Origin of the sequence: Mycolicibacterium duvalii, from assembly GCF_010726645.1 — a bacterium.
In the GTDB taxonomy this organism is placed as follows: Bacteria; Actinomycetota; Actinomycetes; order Mycobacteriales; family Mycobacteriaceae; genus Mycobacterium; species Mycobacterium duvalii.
The window spans coordinates 5,553,310-5,568,507 of sequence record NZ_AP022563.1 but is presented as its reverse complement, the minus strand read 5'-3'; the positions used below and the strand labels follow the sequence as shown (position 1 = coordinate 5,568,507).

The 15,198-nt window shown below is 68.9% G+C and carries 13 protein-coding genes; 8 read left to right on the top strand and 5 right to left on the bottom strand.

Going from position 1 to position 15,198, the window contains the following annotated elements:
• Window positions 1-283: 283 nt before the first annotated feature.
• The 4 genes from G6N31_RS26460 to G6N31_RS26445 form a co-directional block, all read right to left on the bottom strand.
• A complete protein-coding gene (locus G6N31_RS26460; RefSeq protein ID WP_420090436.1) occupies window positions 284-1,246 on the bottom strand; it encodes a 4-(cytidine 5'-diphospho)-2-C-methyl-D-erythritol kinase in 963 nt (320 codons plus the stop codon).
• Window positions 1,247-1,329: 83 nt separating this feature from the next.
• On the bottom strand, window positions 1,330-2,271 hold the full coding sequence (gene rsmA, locus G6N31_RS26455; protein ID WP_098002740.1) for a 16S rRNA (adenine(1518)-N(6)/adenine(1519)-N(6))-dimethyltransferase RsmA: 942 nt from the start codon (window positions 2,269-2,271) through the stop codon (window positions 1,330-1,332).
• Window positions 2,268-3,395: a resuscitation-promoting factor gene (locus tag G6N31_RS26450; protein WP_098002739.1), complete on the bottom strand. Its 1,128-nt coding sequence runs from the start codon at window positions 3,393-3,395 to the stop codon at window positions 2,268-2,270. Before G6N31_RS26450 ends, rsmA begins: the two co-directional genes overlap by 4 nt.
• A gap of 78 nt (window positions 3,396-3,473) precedes the next feature.
• Window positions 3,474-4,337 (bottom strand): TatD family hydrolase, encoded by an 864-nt coding sequence (locus G6N31_RS26445; protein WP_179964243.1) that lies wholly within the window; start codon window positions 4,335-4,337, stop codon window positions 3,474-3,476.
• 17 nt (window positions 4,338-4,354) lie between these two features.
• On the opposite strand from G6N31_RS26445, the gene metG reads away from it, so the two are divergent.
• From metG to G6N31_RS26410, 7 genes are all read left to right on the top strand, one after another.
• Entirely contained in the window at window positions 4,355-5,890 is a 1,536-nt protein-coding gene (gene metG / locus G6N31_RS26440; protein ID WP_098002843.1) for a methionine--tRNA ligase, read from the top strand.
• Between the two features lies 1 nt (window position 5,891).
• Window positions 5,892-7,241 carry an NADP-specific glutamate dehydrogenase gene (gdhA, locus tag G6N31_RS26435; RefSeq protein WP_098002737.1) on the top strand — a complete coding sequence of 450 codons (1,350 nt, stop codon included), beginning with the start codon at window positions 5,892-5,894 and terminating at the stop codon, window positions 7,239-7,241.
• Between the two features lie 53 nt (window positions 7,242-7,294).
• On the top strand, window positions 7,295-8,452 hold the full coding sequence (locus tag G6N31_RS26430) for an NAD(P)/FAD-dependent oxidoreductase (protein ID WP_098002736.1): 1,158 nt from the start codon (window positions 7,295-7,297) through the stop codon (window positions 8,450-8,452).
• Window positions 8,449-9,351 (top strand): RNA polymerase sigma factor SigJ, encoded by a 903-nt coding sequence (gene sigJ, locus G6N31_RS26425; protein ID WP_098002735.1) that lies wholly within the window; start codon window positions 8,449-8,451, stop codon window positions 9,349-9,351. The genes G6N31_RS26430 and sigJ overlap by 4 nt, the downstream gene beginning before the upstream one ends.
• Window positions 9,352-9,452: 101 nt before the next feature.
• Entirely contained in the window at window positions 9,453-10,601 is a 1,149-nt protein-coding gene (locus tag G6N31_RS26420) for an NAD(P)/FAD-dependent oxidoreductase (protein WP_098002734.1), read from the top strand.
• Window positions 10,598-11,494 carry an RNA polymerase sigma-70 factor gene (locus G6N31_RS26415; protein WP_098002733.1) on the top strand — a complete coding sequence of 299 codons (897 nt, stop codon included), beginning with the start codon at window positions 10,598-10,600 and terminating at the stop codon, window positions 11,492-11,494. The genes G6N31_RS26420 and G6N31_RS26415 overlap by 4 nt, the downstream gene beginning before the upstream one ends.
• Before the next feature lie 62 nt (window positions 11,495-11,556).
• Entirely contained in the window at window positions 11,557-12,810 is a 1,254-nt protein-coding gene (locus tag G6N31_RS26410) for an aminodeoxychorismate synthase component I (protein WP_098002732.1), read from the top strand.
• On the opposite strand, the gene rsmI is transcribed toward G6N31_RS26410, so the two are convergent.
• Window positions 12,780-13,616 carry a 16S rRNA (cytidine(1402)-2'-O)-methyltransferase gene (gene rsmI, locus G6N31_RS26405; RefSeq protein ID WP_098002731.1) on the bottom strand — a complete coding sequence of 279 codons (837 nt, stop codon included), beginning with the start codon at window positions 13,614-13,616 and terminating at the stop codon, window positions 12,780-12,782. The genes G6N31_RS26410 and rsmI overlap by 31 nt on opposite strands.
• A 24-nt stretch (window positions 13,617-13,640) precedes the next feature.
• Here rsmI and G6N31_RS26400 point away from each other — a divergent pair, with 24 nt between their 5' ends.
• A complete protein-coding gene (locus G6N31_RS26400; RefSeq protein ID WP_098002730.1) occupies window positions 13,641-15,182 on the top strand; it encodes a dolichyl-phosphate-mannose--protein mannosyltransferase in 1,542 nt (513 codons plus the stop codon).
• Window positions 15,183-15,198: the final 16 nt, after the last annotated feature.

Sequence of the window (15,198 nt, the reverse complement as noted above, 5' to 3'; positions counted from 1 at the left end):
CCCATTTGCCATGCTCCGCCTGACCAGCGGTCTTGTCGCGACGGCGCGCAAACAATTGGGGAGCGGTTGTGTCTCGAATCGGTGATATCCCGAAGGCCAGGTCAGATGAAGGGGAGCCGTCAGCACGCCGCCCACCGTCACCGACGGCGGGCAAGCTGACTGCGTCCACTGCTCGACCGCTGGCACTCACCGTCGATCATCTTAGGCAACTCTTAAGTAGCTGCCAAACGCAAGCGATTTTTGAGTTGCGTGTCACACCGTCGCCGGTACCGCTCAGGCGCCGTCAGGCCACCGGCGATGTCCCCGGCACCACCCTCGCCCCGGGTACCGGACCGCTGGCCACGCGGACGGTGCGGCACACCCCCGCGCCGGCCAGTTCAGCCCCGACCCGCACTGCCGCGTCGGCCGACGCGCACAGGAATGCGCACGTCGGACCGGAGCCCGACACCAGGCCCGCCAGAGCGCCGGCGTCGACGCCCGCGCGCAACGTGCGCCGCAGCGACGCATCGAGATTCAGTGCCGCGGGTTGCAGGTCGTTGCCCAGCAGCGCAGCCAGCTGCGCGGGATCGCCGGACGCCAACGCCGAGAGCACCGGCTCCGGCGACTCCAGCCGCGCCGGCAGGTGCCGCTGCTCCTGCGCGCGCAGCCGGTCGATCTCGGCGAAGACCTCGGCGGTCGACAACCCGCCCGGCGCGAAGGCCAGCACCCAGTGAAAGGTGTCCCGGGCCAGCACCGTGGTGAGATTCTCCCCGCGGCCGGTCCCCAGCGCGGTCCCGCCGTGCAGCGCGAACGGCACGTCGCTGCCCAGCCGCGCGGCCAGGGTGTGCAGGTCGCGACGCGCTACCCCCAGCTCCCAGAGTTCGTTCATCGCCACCAGCACCGCCGCGGCGTCCGCGCTGCCGCCGGCCATGCCACCGGCGACCGGGATGGCCTTCTGGATCGCGATCGCGACGTCGGGTGCCCGGCCGACGTGTTCGGCCATCAGCACAGCGGCCTGCCAGGCCAGGTTGCTCTCGTCGGTGGGCAGTTCGTCGGCGCCCTCCCCCGTCACCTCCAGCGACAGCAGGTCCGCGGTGGTCACCGTGACTTCATCGAACAGCGACACCGCATGAAAGACGGTGGCCAACTCGTGATAGCCGTCGTCGCGGCGGTCACCGACCTCGAGATACAGATTGACCTTGCCCGGGACGCGGACCGTCACCGACCCGGTGGTCACCCAGTCGGTTGCCGTACTGCCCTCACCCACGGTCACGGCACGACACTAACGCCACCGGTGTGCACGCGTGCGCGCCGCAAGGTCGGGTTCAGCACTTGCCCGCGTCGACGGGTTCAGTGCGACGAAACCTGCGCGTCCTCGCCGTCGGCGACCGTCTCGGCGGGGGCTGCGGGCTCGGGCTTGGGGACGATGTGCCAGTCCTCGGAGCGCTGCAGCAGGCGCACGAAGTCGTTGATGGCCAACGTCTCCGGACGACGGGCGGGGTCGATGCTCGCCGCCAACAGCCGGCTGGCGGACTCGTTGCCGGAGCCGGCCCACTCGGCGAACGCGTTGCGGGCGGTCTTGCGCCGCTGCGCGAAGCCCATGTCGATGAGCTCGAACACCTGATCGCGGAACTCGGTGTCGGCCGGCCACGGCGAGGTCTCGAACCGATCGATGCGGACCAGACCGGAGTAGACCCGCGGGATCGGCCAGAACACCGTCGGCGAGACCATCCCGTACCGGCGCACGTTGCCGTAGAAACGCACCTTGGCACTGGGCACGCCATAGTCCTTGCCGCCGGGCTCGGCGGCGAGGCGCTCAGCGACCTCGGCCTGCACCATGACCATGACGGTGCGGATGGAGGGGAACTCGGCGAGCAGATGCAGCAGCGCGGGCACGGCGACGTTGTACGGGAGGTTGGCCACCAGCGCGGTCGGCTCCTCGGTCATCTCCGAACGCTCGAACGTCAGGATGTCGCGATTGAGCACGGTGAGCCGGTTGATCTCGCTGTGCGAGTGGTCGCCGACGGTGATGGGCAGCTGACGCGCCAGCACCGGGTCGATCTCCACGGCGGTGACCTTCGCGCCGCGGTCGAGCAGCGCCAAGGTCAGCGAGCCGAGCCCGGGGCCGACCTCCAGGACGTGATCATTTCGGTTCACGCCGGAGGCGGAGACGATGCGACGCACGGTGTTTGCGTCGTGAACGAAATTCTGGCCGAACGATTTTCGCGGCCTGAAGTCAATCGACTTTGCCAGATGCCGAATCTCAGTTCGCCCGAGCAGCCGTATGGTCACGACGCACCGATCCTCCCGCTACATGTCGGCCACGCCCCCCAGCCCTGGCGCGCCCTGGTTACTTCAGCTATCGCGATCTGCTCTTCTCGAGTTGCCAGATCCGCTCGCTGAGCATACCTCAGACCACCGTTGCGCTCCCAGGTGTTTTGATCAAATTGCACGCCACCGAAATAACCGTTGCCAGTATTGATGGCCCAGTTACCTCCTGCTTCGCAGCCCGCCAGCGCGTCCCAGACCGCCCCGTTGGTCACCGGCGGCACCTCGGTACCCGGCTTCGCACCGATCCTCAGCACACCATCGCGGGCCGGAGTGACGACGACATTGGCTACTGGCAACCTGCCGGTCTCGACGCCGTTGACCGTGGCCACGGAGAACGTCACGTCCTGCACGCCGGCAGCACCGGGATCCTCCACGATCTGACGGCTCTTGTTCAGGGTCTCGTCCTCGATACGGTGGTGGTTCGGCTCCAGCGGCAGACGCTCGGTGACCTTCGCGACGCGCACCCGGGTGACCTTGATGTGCATGCCTTCGACGATCGGCGACGCGGGTGCCGGCTCGACGGTGTCGCTTTGCTGGAGTGGCGCCCCCGCAGCTTCCAGCAAGGCCGCGACGTTGGGGGCGGCGAGTCGCACCGAACGGACCTGGCCGGCGTCGTCGAGGTGCACATTCTTGGCGCTGACCACGGGAAGTGCCATTCCGGCCAGCGGAACGCGGCTGCCGCGGGACGCGGCCAGCGGAGCTTTGTCGGTCATCCGGAGTTGCGCCAGAGCCTCGTCGACCGTCGCCGCGGTGGTCCACACCTGCTCGCTGCCACCGCCGTCGGTGGAGATTTCCAGCGGCCGGCTGCGCTGCAGAACGATGGTGTCGGACTGGTTCACCGGGGTGTCGGCCGCCGGGTACAGGTCGTCACGCTCACCCACCTCGAAGCCGTTCTCGGTGACGACGTCGATGACGCGCGACTTCATCGTCGGTACGGTCATCGACGCGCCGTCAACGGTCAGTGTGACCGTTTTGTGGGACGTCACCGCAGTGGCACCAGCGAATGCCAGTGCGAGCAGAAGCGCTGCAATCACCGTTCTCAGCAACGGCGAGCGGGAGTGGTGCAGTTTGGTCAAAGCATTCACAATGTCGTCTATCCCCGACCAGCGCACAGAGGCGGCGACGGCCAGTCATTTTCGGTCACAGGACCGTAACGAAAAGGTCTACGTTCGGCAACTCGCCAGACCGTAGACCCGCTCCGCGGTTGCGGAGCTCTCTTCGGCGATCGCCTGCGCGGGCCGGTTCAGCAGCTCGGCCAGCGCTCGAACAGTGTAGGGCAGACAGTAGGGCTCGTTTTTCGCACCGCGGTAGGGGTGCGGCGTCAGGAACGGCGCGTCGGTTTCGACCAGCAACTGCTGCGGCGGGATCAGCGGCACCGCTTCACGCAGCTCACGGGCATTCCGGAAGCTGACAGTCCCGGACAGGCTGAGCAGCCAGCCGGCGTCGACGCACGAGCGGGCCATCCCCGGACCGGACGAGAAACAGTGAAAGATCACATTCTCCGGCGCACCCTCGGCGCGCAGCACGTCCAGCACTGCGTCGTCGGCGTCCCGGTTGTGGATCATCAGCGGCTTGCCGGTGCGTTTGGCCAGGTCGATGTGCCACGCGAACGCCTCCCGCTGCTGGGCCGGATCAGCGCAGCCCTCGAGGCGCCCCGGCCAGTACAGGTCCATGCCGGTCTCGCCGATCGCGACCACCCGGGGGTGCGCGGCCAGCCGCTCGATCTCGCCGCGGGCCTCGTCGGTCAGCGCGCCGGCGCGGGTGGGGTGCAGCGCGACCGCGGCGTAGACCCGCTCGTCCCAGTCGGCGGCCGCGGCGACCCAGCGCGCCGAGTCCAGGTCGTCGGCGATGGTGACCACCGCGCACACGCCGGCGGCCGCGGCGCGGTCCAGGATCGCCCGTACATCGGCAGCGTCGACGGCACCGCACGCGTCGAGATGGGTGTGGGCGTCGATCAGGGGTGTGAGGGGTTCCGGCAGAGGCGGCGGCTCGCGCCGCTGCTGTTTAGGGGAGCTCACGGCCCACACTCTAGGGTGAGGTGGTCATGAGCGAGCCCTACTACATCACCACGGCCATCGCCTACCCCAACGGCGACCCGCACGTCGGACACGCCTACGAGTACATCGCCACCGACGCGATCGCACGGTTCAAGCGGCTCGACGGCTACGACGTGCGCTTCCTGACCGGCACCGACGTACACGGGCTCAAGATGGCCGAGACGGCGACCAAACTGGGCGTGCCGACCGCCGAGCTGGCCCGCGCCAACTCCGATGTCTTCCAGCGGCTGCAGGAGAAGCTCGGCATCTCGTTCGACCGCTTCATCCGGACCAGCGATGCCGACCACTACGCGGCGTCCACAGCGATCTGGAGCCGGATGGTCGACGCCGGCGACGTCTACCTCGACAAGTACTCCGGCTGGTACTCGGTGCGCGACGAACGGTTCTTCACCGAGGCGGAGACCACCGTCGGCGACGACGGCGTCCGCGTCGCCACCGAGACCGGCACCCCGGTGACCTGGACCGAGGAGGAAACCTACTTCTTCAAGCTGTCGGCCTACACCGACCGCCTGCTCGCCCACTACGCCGCACATCCCGAGTTCATCGAGCCCGAGGTGCGGCGCAACGAGGTGATCAGCTTCGTCTCCGGCGGGCTGCGCGATCTGTCGATCTCGCGCACCACGTTCGACTGGGGCGTGCCCGTCCCCGACCACCCCGACCACGTGATGTACGTGTGGGTGGACGCGCTGACCAACTATCTGACCGGCGTGGGTTTCCCCGATACCGATTCTGAGGTCTTCCAACGCTATTGGCCGGCCGACCTGCACATGATCGGCAAGGACATCATCCGCTTCCACACCGTCTACTGGCCCGCCTTCTTGATGTCGGCCGGCATCGAACTGCCGAAAAAGGTGTTCGCCCATGGCTTCGTGTTCAACCGGGGCGAGAAGATGAGCAAATCGGTCGGGAACGTGGTGGACCCCAACGATCTGGTGGACACCTTCGGCGTCGACCAGCTGCGCTACTTCCTGCTGCGCGAGGTGCCGTTCGGTCAGGACGGCAGCTACAGCGAGGACGGCATCATCGGGCGCATCAACGCCGATCTGGCCAACGAGTTCGGCAACCTCGCACAGCGCTCGCTGTCGATGGTGGCCAAGAACCTCGAGGGCGTCGTACCCGAACCCGGCGAGTTCAGCGCCGACGACCTGACGCTTCTCGCCCAGGCCGACGCGCTGCTGGACCGGGTCCGCGCCCACTATGCCGCGACCGCGATGCACCTTGCGCTCGAAGCGATCTGGGCGGTGCTCGGCTCGGCGAACCGCTACTTCTCCGCGCAGGAGCCCTGGGTGCTGCGCAAGAGCGATCCGGCCCGGTTCGCCACGGTGCTGTACACGACACTGGAGGTGGTGCGCATCGCCGCGCTGCTCAGCCAGCCGGTGATGCCGGAGTCGATGACCAAGATGCTCGACCTGCTGGGCCAGTCCACGGACCAGCGCACCTTCACCGCGGTGGCCACCCGGCTCATCCCCGGTATCGAACTGCCGGCACCATCCGGCGTATTTCCCCGCTATCAAACGACATGAGATGACTGACCTCCACACAAAACTCCAATACGTCTATGACGAAGTCGCCCATCGCAATCCGGGCGAGGCCGAATTCCACCAGGCCGTCTACGAGGTGCTCAGCAGCCTCGGCCCGGTGGTCGAGAAGCACTCGGACTACGTCGATTCCGCGGTGATCCGGCGACTGTGCGAGCCGGAGCGCCAGATCATCTTCCGGGTGCCCTGGATCGACGACAACGGCGTCGTCCAGATCAACCGGGGCTTCCGGGTGGAGTTCAACTCCGCACTCGGACCGTTCAAGGGCGGCCTGCGATTCCACCCGTCGGTGTATCTGGGCATCGTGAAGTTCCTCGGCTTCGAGCAGATCTTCAAGAACTCGCTGACCGGCATGCCCATCGGCGGCGGCAAAGGCGGCTCGGACTTCGACCCCAAAGGCCGCAGCGACGGCGAGGTCATGCGGTTCTGTCAGTCGTTCATGACCGAGCTCTACCGGCACCTCGGCGAGTACACCGATGTGCCTGCCGGCGATACCGGCGTGGGCACGCGGGAGATCGGTTACCTGTTCGGCCAGTACAAACGCATCACCAACCGCTACGAGTCCGGTGTGTTCACCGGCAAGGGCATGACGTGGGGCGGGTCCCAGGTGCGCACCGAGGCCACCGGCTACGGCACGGTGTTCTTCGTCAACGAGATCCTCAACGCGTCCGGGGACAGCTTCGAGGACAAGAAGGTCGTGGTGTCCGGGTCGGGCAACGTCGCGATCTACGCGATCGAGAAGATCCACGAACTCGGCGGCAGAGTGGTGGCCTGCTCGGACTCCAGCGGTTACGTGGTCGACGAGAACGGCATCGACCTGACGCTGCTCAAGGAGATCAAAGAGGTGCGCCGGGGCCGGATGTCGGACTACGCCGACATGCGCGGCAGCACCGCGTCGCTGGTCGAGAACCGCAACGTCTGGGAAGTCCCGTGCGACATCGCGATTCCGTGCGCCACGCAGAACGAGATCAACGGTGACGAAGCCGCCGCGCTGATCAAGAACGGGTGCCGCGTCGTTGCCGAGGGCGCGAACATGCCGTGCTCGCCGAACGCGATCAAGCAGTTCTCCGATGCCGGGGTGATCTTCGCGCCGGGCAAGGCCGCCAACGCCGGTGGCGTGGCGACCAGTGCGCTGGAGATGCAGCAGAACGCCTCGCGCGACTCGTGGACCTTCGCCGACACCGAGATGCGCCTCGAGCAGATCATGCGCCGCATCCACAACCGCTGCCTGGTCACCGCCGACGAGTACGGCCAGCCCGGCAACTATGTGGTCGGCGCCAACATCGCCGGGTTCATCCGGGTGGCCGACGCGATGCTGGCGCTCGGCGTAGTGTAGTGACCTAGCTCACAATCTGTCACGATCGGTGGGCGGTCGGTGTCCAAGAGGGCATGACCGAGAACAACACCCCTCCCAAGGTCGTCGTCATCGGCGGCGGCTATTCCGGAACTCTGGCGGCCAATCGACTGCGGATGCGCGGCGACTGGCCGATGCCCGACGTCACGCTGCTCAACGCCCGCCCCGCATTCGTCGAGCGGATCCGGCTGCACCAGGTGGCGGCCGGCGAATATGACGCCGCCGTCGACTACCGGACCCTGCTGAGCGAGGGCGTCCGACTGGTCGTCGACACCGCGACGCGCATCGACTGGCGGGCGCGCGCGGTGCACCTGGCGTCGGGCCCTGCCCTGGATTACGACTATCTCGTCTATGCGGTCGGCAGTACCGCAGCGGCACCGCCGTCGGTGCCCGGCGTCGGTGAATTCGCTTACCCGGTCGCGGAACTGGAGCACGCGCAGCGGCTGCGCGAGCGGCTCGACACGCTGGGTCCGGACGCACCGGTGACCGTCGTCGGCGGCGGGCTGACCGGCATCGAGGTCGCTGCCGAGCTGGCCGAGCAGGGCCGTCACGTGACGTTGGTGTGCGGTGGGCAACTCGGCCCGGCATTGTCGGAGCGCGGGCGACGCTCGGTCGGTAGGGCGTTGGCGCGGCTCGGCGTGGTGGTGCTCGCCGCTGACACAGTCGTCGCGGTCCGTCCCGACGCGGTGGTGTTCGCCGATGGAGCCGTACGTCCGACCGCCGTCACCGTGTGGGCCGCCGGCTTCGCGGTCCCCCAACTGGCCGCGGCCAGCGGATTGTCCACCGACACTATCGGTCGCCTCCGCACAGATGAGACCCTGACCAGCGTGGACGATTGCCGCATCGTCGCGGCCGGTGACTGCGCCGCGCCGTCGACCGGGCCGCTGCGCATGTGTTGCGCATCGGCGTCGCAACTGGGCCCGCAGGCCGCCGACACCGTGTTGCGGCGGATCGCGGGGACCCAACCGGTAGCGGCGAGGAGCAGGTTCCTCGGCAACTCGTGCACCAGTGTGGGCCGCCGCGGCGGCATCCTGCAGTTCGGTCGCAGCGACGAGACCCCACTCAATCTGTACCTCGGCGGTCGTCTCGCGGCGGCGTTCAAAGAAGCGGTGTGCAAGGGCACGCTCTGGGGGCTGCGTCAGCAGGCCCGCAGGCCCGAGTCCGCCGACTGGGTCACCGCGGGCAGCTCGTGACGTCCCCGCAGGACCCACGTGCCGAGCACTTCACCTACCTGCGGCCGCTGCTGTTCACGATCGCCTACGAGATCCTCGGATCGGCAACAGAATCCGACGACGTGCTGCAGGACAGCTATCTGCGCTGGGCCGACGTGGACCTGTCGACGGTGCGTGACAGCAAGTCCTATCTGTCGCAGCTGGTGACCCGCGAGGCACTCAATGCGTTGCGCGCCCGAACCCGGCGCCGCGAGCAGTACGTGGGCCCATGGCTGCCCGAGCCGTTGCAGCTCGACGACACGGACGCCGCGAGCGACGTGGTGTTGGCCGAGTCGGTGTCGATCGCGATGCTGGTGGTTTTGGAGACGCTGACGCCCGACGAGCGCGCGGTGTTCGTGTTGCGCGAGGTCTTCGACTTCGACCACGATGAGATCGCCGGTGCGGTGGGCAAGTCCGTGGCGGCGGTGCGCCAACTGGCCCACCGCGCCCGGGGACATGTGCACGCGCGACGCCGACGCTTCGGACCCGCCGACGGCGCGTGGACCACCCAGGTCACCGACCAGTTCCTGCGCGCCGCGCGGACCGGCGAGGTGGAGGGTTTGGTCTCGATGCTGGCACCCGACGTCACGTTCACCGCCGACAGCGGCGGCAAGGCCACCGCAGCGCGCCGGCCGATCGTCGGTGACCGGAAGGTGGCGGCGCTGTTGCGGAAGTTCTTCCATTTCGTCGGCCATACGCCCGACGCCCGTCTCGAGGTCACGACATGCAACTTTATGCCCGCGCTCGCCATTCATCGCGGTAACGCGTTCGAGGGTCTTCTCCTGATCGAGTGCGACGGGCACATCACCAACCTCTACGGCGTGCGCAATCCGGACAAGCTGACCGCATTCTCGGTTCCGCGCACCCTCAGTCGGCAGTGACCTGCGACACAATCGACGGCGAGGTGTCACACTCTGGACGTGCGCGGTGTCTTGGGGGCAGACCGGCGGATCAGCCCGCCGGATGACCCGAGGAGATCGCCATGAACCACCAGCCCCGCGTCGTCGTCGTCGGCGGCGGTTATGCCGGCGTGATGGCCGCCAACCGGCTCGCCCCGCACGCGGACGTCACCCTGGTCAATCCCCGCCGGCAGTTCGTCGAACGAATCCGGCTGCACCAGTTGGCGGCGGGCAACGACGACGCCGTCGCCGACTTCGGGACCGTCCTGCACCCGGCCGTCACCCTGGTGGTCGACACGGCCACCGCGATCGACGCGCCCAACCGGCGGGTCGAGCTGGCCTCCGGCGACGCTGTCGCCTACGACTACCTGCTGTACGCGATCGGCAGCACCGGCGCGGTGGCCCAGTCGCTCCCGGGCGGTGAATTCGTCTATCCGATCAGTGAATTGGAGCAGGCGCAGCGGCTGCGGGCGCGGCTGGACGACGTCGCCGACACCGCGCCGATGGTGGTGGTGGGCGGTGGCTTGACCGGCATCGAGGCCGCCGCGGAGTTCGCCGGGGCAGGGCGCGAGGTCACCCTCGTCGCCACCGCGGTCGGCCCGTCGCTGAGCGCACCGGGCCGGCGTTCGGTAGTCAGGCAACTGCGCAAGCTCGGTGTCCGGATGATCGAACAGACCGTCGCATCGGTGAGCGACGACCACGTGACGCTGGCCGACGGCCGCCGCCTGCCCAGTGCCGTGACCGTGTGGACCGCGGGCTTCGGCGTGCCGGGGCTGGCGGCCGCAAGCGGCCTGACCACCGATGCGCTCGGCCGACTCGTCACCGACGAGACGTTGACCAGTGTCGATGACGACCACATCGTCGCTGCCGGCGACGCCGCCGCCCCGTCGGCACTGCCGTACCGGATGAGCTGCCAGGCCAGTCTGCCGCTGGGGGCGCACGCCGCCGAGACCGTGCTGGCCCGTATCGCCGGAACGCGGCCGGCCGAGGCCTCGGTGCCCATGTCGGCACAGTGCATCAGCGTGGGCCGGCGCGGCGGCACCCTGCAGATCCAGCGCAAGGACGACACCCCGCTGCCGCTCTACATCGGCGGCCGCGCCGGGGCGCTGATCAAGGAACAGGTGTGCCGGTACACGCTGAAATGGCTGGCTGCCGAGGCCGAACAGCCGGGCACCTACGCGCTGCGGCCCGGACCGGACCGGGCCGGGCAGGTCGCGGCGGCCGTCTCATGAGCCTGCCGCGCGACGACGAACACGCTGAGCGGTTCACCCATCTGCGTCCTCTGCTGTTCACGATCGCCTACGAAATCCTGGGCAGCGCGACTGAATCCGACGATGTGTTGCAGGACAGCTACCTGCGCTGGGCCGAGGTGGATCTGTCGACGGTCGCCGACACCAAGGCCTACCTGGCCCGGCTGGTCACCCGCCAGTCCCTCAACGCGCTACGCGCACAGTCGCGCCGGCGGGAGGAGTACGTCGGGCCGTGGCTGCCCGAACCATTGCTCACCGACCACGACCCGTCGGCCGATGTGCTGCTGGCGGAGTCGGTGTCGATGGCGATGCTGGTGGTGCTCGAGACGCTGAGCCCGGACGAGCGAGCGGTGTTCGTGTTGCGAGAGGTGTTCGGATTCGGCTACGACGAGATCGGGTCGACCATCGGCAAGTCCAGCGCCGCGGTCCGCCAGCTCGCCCACCGTGCCCGCGAACACGTCCAGGCGCGCCGCAGACGGTTCGAGCCCGTGGACGCGAAGGTCTCCACCGAGATCACCACGCAGTTCTTCACCGCGGCCGCGACCGGCGACCTGGACGGCCTGCTCGCGATGCTGGCGCCCGATGTGGTGTGGACCGCCGACAGCGACGGCAAGGTCTCCGCGGCGCGTCGACCCGTCGCGGGGGCCGACCGCGTCGCGCGGCTCGTCATGGGCTTCGTGCGGCTGGCCGGCGACCAGGGTCGGGTGCAGCCGGCGATCTACAACAGCGCCCCGGCGCTGGTGCTCTACCTCGGGGAGAGCCTGGAGGGCGTGGTCACCTTCGAGGTGCTCGACGGCAAGATCACCAACTTCTACGCGATGCGCAACCCCGACAAGCTCGCGTCGGTCACGGTTCCCCGGACCATCGGCCGCTAGCAGGTCCGCCGTTGCGCCGGCAGGGGTACGCGGCGACACCATCGGTCTGTCAGGCTGGTCGGGTGCGCATCGACCGGCTCGGTTCCCTGGGTGAGGCCCCGGCGGTGCTGCGTGCGTTGACCGCCGCTACCACGCGTTGGGGCCTGCCCCCGCCGGCGGCGCTGATCGGCGAGTGGTTCTCGTCGCGCGCAGTCATCGCCCCCACGTTGGCTGCGGCCCCCGTGGCGGCCGCCGAGGTGTTCGACGTACCGGCCGGAGCCGGCGAAGGTCCGGTGGGCGGGGGGTGGTTCGGCTACCTCGCCTATCCGGACGCCGGCGCCGACGGGACCGGTCCGCGCGTGCCCCCGGCCGCCGGCGGATGGTCGGACTGCGTTTTGCGCTGCGACAACGACGGGATCTGGTGGTACGAAAGCCTCACCGGCGCAGAGCTTCCCGCGTGGATCAGCGACGCGGTCACCGGCGCGGCAGCGCCGGCCGGCGCAACCATCAGATGGGATGACGCCGACCGCGATGCCCATCAGCGCGGTGTCGCGGCCTGCCTGGACGCGATCGCCGCGGGGGAGGTGTATCAGGCGTGTGTGTGCACGCAGTTCACGGGCACCGTCGACGGCGATCCCGCCGAGTTCTTCGCCGACGCGGTGGCCCGGACGGCACCCGCGCGCGCCGCTTACCTGGCCGGAAGTTGGGGCGCGGTCGCATCACTGTCCCCGGAGTTGTTCCTGTGCCGTCGCGGGGAACTGGTCACCTCGAGTCCGATCAAGGGCACCCTGCCGCGCACGGCCGATCCAGCGGCGCTGCGGGCGTCGGTCAAGGACGTCGCCGAGAACATCATGATCGTCGATCTGGTGCGCAACGACCTGGGCAGGGTCGCACGCACCGGGACGGTCACCGTCCCCGAGCTGCTCACGGTGCGGCCCGCCCCCGGGGTGTGGCACCTGGTGTCGACGGTGGCCGCCTGCGTGCCCGCCCAGGTGCCGATGTCGGCGTTGCTCGATGCCACCTTCCCACCGGCGTCGGTGACCGGGACGCCGAAGGGCCGAGCCCGGGAACTACTGTCCCGGTGGGAGCCCGTCCGACGTGGAATCTACTGCGGGACAATCGGTTGCGCATCGCCGGTCGCGGGGGCCGAGTTAAACGTGGCGATCCGCACGGTGGAGTTCGGCGCCGACGGCAGCGCGGTGCTCGGTGTCGGGGGCGGCATCACCGCCGACTCCGACCCCGTCCGCGAGTGGGAGGAGTGTCTGCACAAGGCGGCGCCGATCCTCGGCGAGCTCAGCGCCGCCGGTCAGCCGCGCGCCCGCACCACCGCGTCGTAGAGTTCGCGCTTCGACGGGGAGCCGGGGTTGGCCGTCACCACCTGCGCGCACGCGTCTTTGACCCGCATCCCGTCGTCGACCAACCGATGCACCTGCTCGACCAGTTCGCCGGTGTCGGCCACCGGCGTCGCACCGGCCAGCACCACGGTGACCTCACCGAGGACGCCGTCGGCAGCCCACTCGGCGAGTTCGCTCAGCGTGCCCCGCACCACTTGTTCGTGGGTCTTGGTCAGCTCGCGGCACACCACGGCGCGCCGCTGCGGACCGAGGACGTCGACCGCGTCGCGCAGGCAGTCGGCCAGTCTTCGCGGTGACTCGAAGAAGACGCAGGTGCGTGGCTCCGATCTCAGCGACTGCAGCCACGTGACGCGCGCCGACTGCTTGCGCGGCGCAAATCCCTCGAAGCAGAACCGCTCGGCCGGCAACCCCGCGACGGCCAGCGCCGTGGTCACCGCCGACGGCCCCGGCAGGCACTGCACGGGGAGACCACGCTCGACGCACGCCGAGACCAGGCGGTAGCCGGGGTCGCTGATCAGCGGCATGCCTGCGTCGCTGACCAGCAGCACCGTCGCGCCACTGCGGATGTCGTCGACCAGCCCGGGCACCTTCGTGGCCTCGTTGTTGTCGAACAGGCTGACCACCCGGCCGGCGATCCGGACCTCCAACGCGGTGGCCAGAGTGCGCACGCGGCGGGTGTCCTCGGCGGCGATCACGTCGGAGCCGGCCAGCGCGCGCACCAGCCGCACGGATGCGTCCGACGGCTGTCCCAGCGGCGTGGCACCGATGAGCAGTCGTCCAGTGGTCATGTCTGACAGCCTACGATCGCTTGCGTGACCGCCCCCGCCGCCGAAGCCCCGCGCCGGGTCCCGGTGACGAGCCCGGCGCCGCTGGTGCCGCTGGCCGATTTCGGCCCGCTGGACCGGATGCAGGGCTGGGTGATGACGGCCGTGCTCACCGCACTCGCGGCGATCACCCGCTTCGTCAACCTCGGCTCCCCCACCGATGCCGGCACGCCGATCTTCGACGAGAAGCACTACGCCCCGCAGGCGTGGCAGATGCTGCACAACGGCGGTGTCGAGGACAACCCGGGCTACGGGCTGGTGGTCCATCCACCCCTGGGCAAACAGCTGATCGCGCTCGGCGAGGCCGTGTTCGGATACACCGCGCTGGGGTGGCGGTTCTCCGGCGCGCTGTGCGGCGTCGTGCTGGTGCTGCTGGTGGTGCGGATCGCGCGCCGGATCAGCCGTTCCACGCTGGTCGGCGGCATCGCCGGGCTGCTGATCATCGCCGACGGCGTCTCGTTCGTCACCTCCCGCACCGCGCTGCTCGATGGCTTCCTGACGATGTTCGTGGTGGCGGCCTTCGGTTGCCTGATCGTCGACCGTGACCAGGTCCGGGCGCGGATGCACGCGGCGTTGGTACAGGGCCGGATCGCCGAGACGCCGTGGGGGCCGAGGCTGGGGGTGCGGTGGTGGCGGTTCGGCGCCGGGGTGCTGCTCGGGCTGGCCTGCGCGACGAAATGGTCCGGCCTGTACTTCGTGATGTTCTTCGGTTTGATGACGGTCGCCTTCGACGTGGCCGCCCGCAAGCAGTACCGGGTCCCCCGGCCGTGGCTGGGCGCCCTGCGCCGCGACGTCGCTCCCGGTCTCTACGCCCTCGTGCTGATCCCGTTCGGGGTGTACCTGGCGTCCTACGCGCCGTGGTTCGCGTCCGAGACGGCGATCAACCGCCACCAGGTCGGCCGCGCGATCGGCCCGGACAGCGCGGTCCCCATGCCCGACGCCATCCGCTCCCTATGGCACTACACCTATGCGGCGTACCGGTTCCATTCCGGGCTGACCAACGCCGACGGCAACTACCACCCGTGGGAGTCCAAGCCGTGGGCGTGGCCGATGTCGCTGCGTCCGGTGCTCTATGCGATCGACACCGAGAACGTGTCCGGTTGCGGAGCGCAGTCGTGCGTGAAAGCGGTGATGCTGGTCGGCACACCGGCGATGTGGTTCATCGCCGTCCCGGTACTGGCGTGGGCGGTGTGGCGCGCATTCGTGAAACGTGACTGGCGCTACGCGGCGTTGCTGGTGGGCTACAGCGCCGGCTTTCTACCCTGGTTCGCCGACATCGACCGGCAAATGTACTTCTTCTATGCCTCGACCATGGCGCCGTTCCTGGTGATGATGATCGCGCTCATCCTCGGCGACATCCTGTACAAACGCGGCCAGAATGCCGAGCGACGCACTCTGGGACTGCTGGTGGTCTGTTTCTATGTCGCGCTGGTGATCACGAACTTCGCATGGCTGTATCCGATCCTGACCGGGCTGCCGATCTCCCAGCAGACCTGGAACATGCAGATCTGGCTGCCGTCCTGGCGCTAGTACCTCTCCCGCGGAA

Coding starts and splice junctions, on each gene's coding strand:
- G6N31_RS26415 (WP_098002733.1), top strand. CDS start 10,598: ATGAGCCTGCCGCGCGACGACGAACACGCTGAGCGGTTCACCCATCTG.
- metG (WP_098002843.1), top strand. CDS start 4,355: ATGAGCGAGCCCTACTACATCACCACGGCCATCGCCTACCCCAACGGC.
- G6N31_RS26420 (WP_098002734.1), top strand. CDS start 9,453: ATGAACCACCAGCCCCGCGTCGTCGTCGTCGGCGGCGGTTATGCCGGC.
- G6N31_RS26430 (WP_098002736.1), top strand. CDS start 7,295: ATGACCGAGAACAACACCCCTCCCAAGGTCGTCGTCATCGGCGGCGGC.
- rsmI (WP_098002731.1), bottom strand. CDS start 13,616: ATGACCACTGGACGACTGCTCATCGGTGCCACGCCGCTGGGACAGCCG.
- gdhA (WP_098002737.1), top strand. CDS start 5,892: ATGACTGACCTCCACACAAAACTCCAATACGTCTATGACGAAGTCGCC.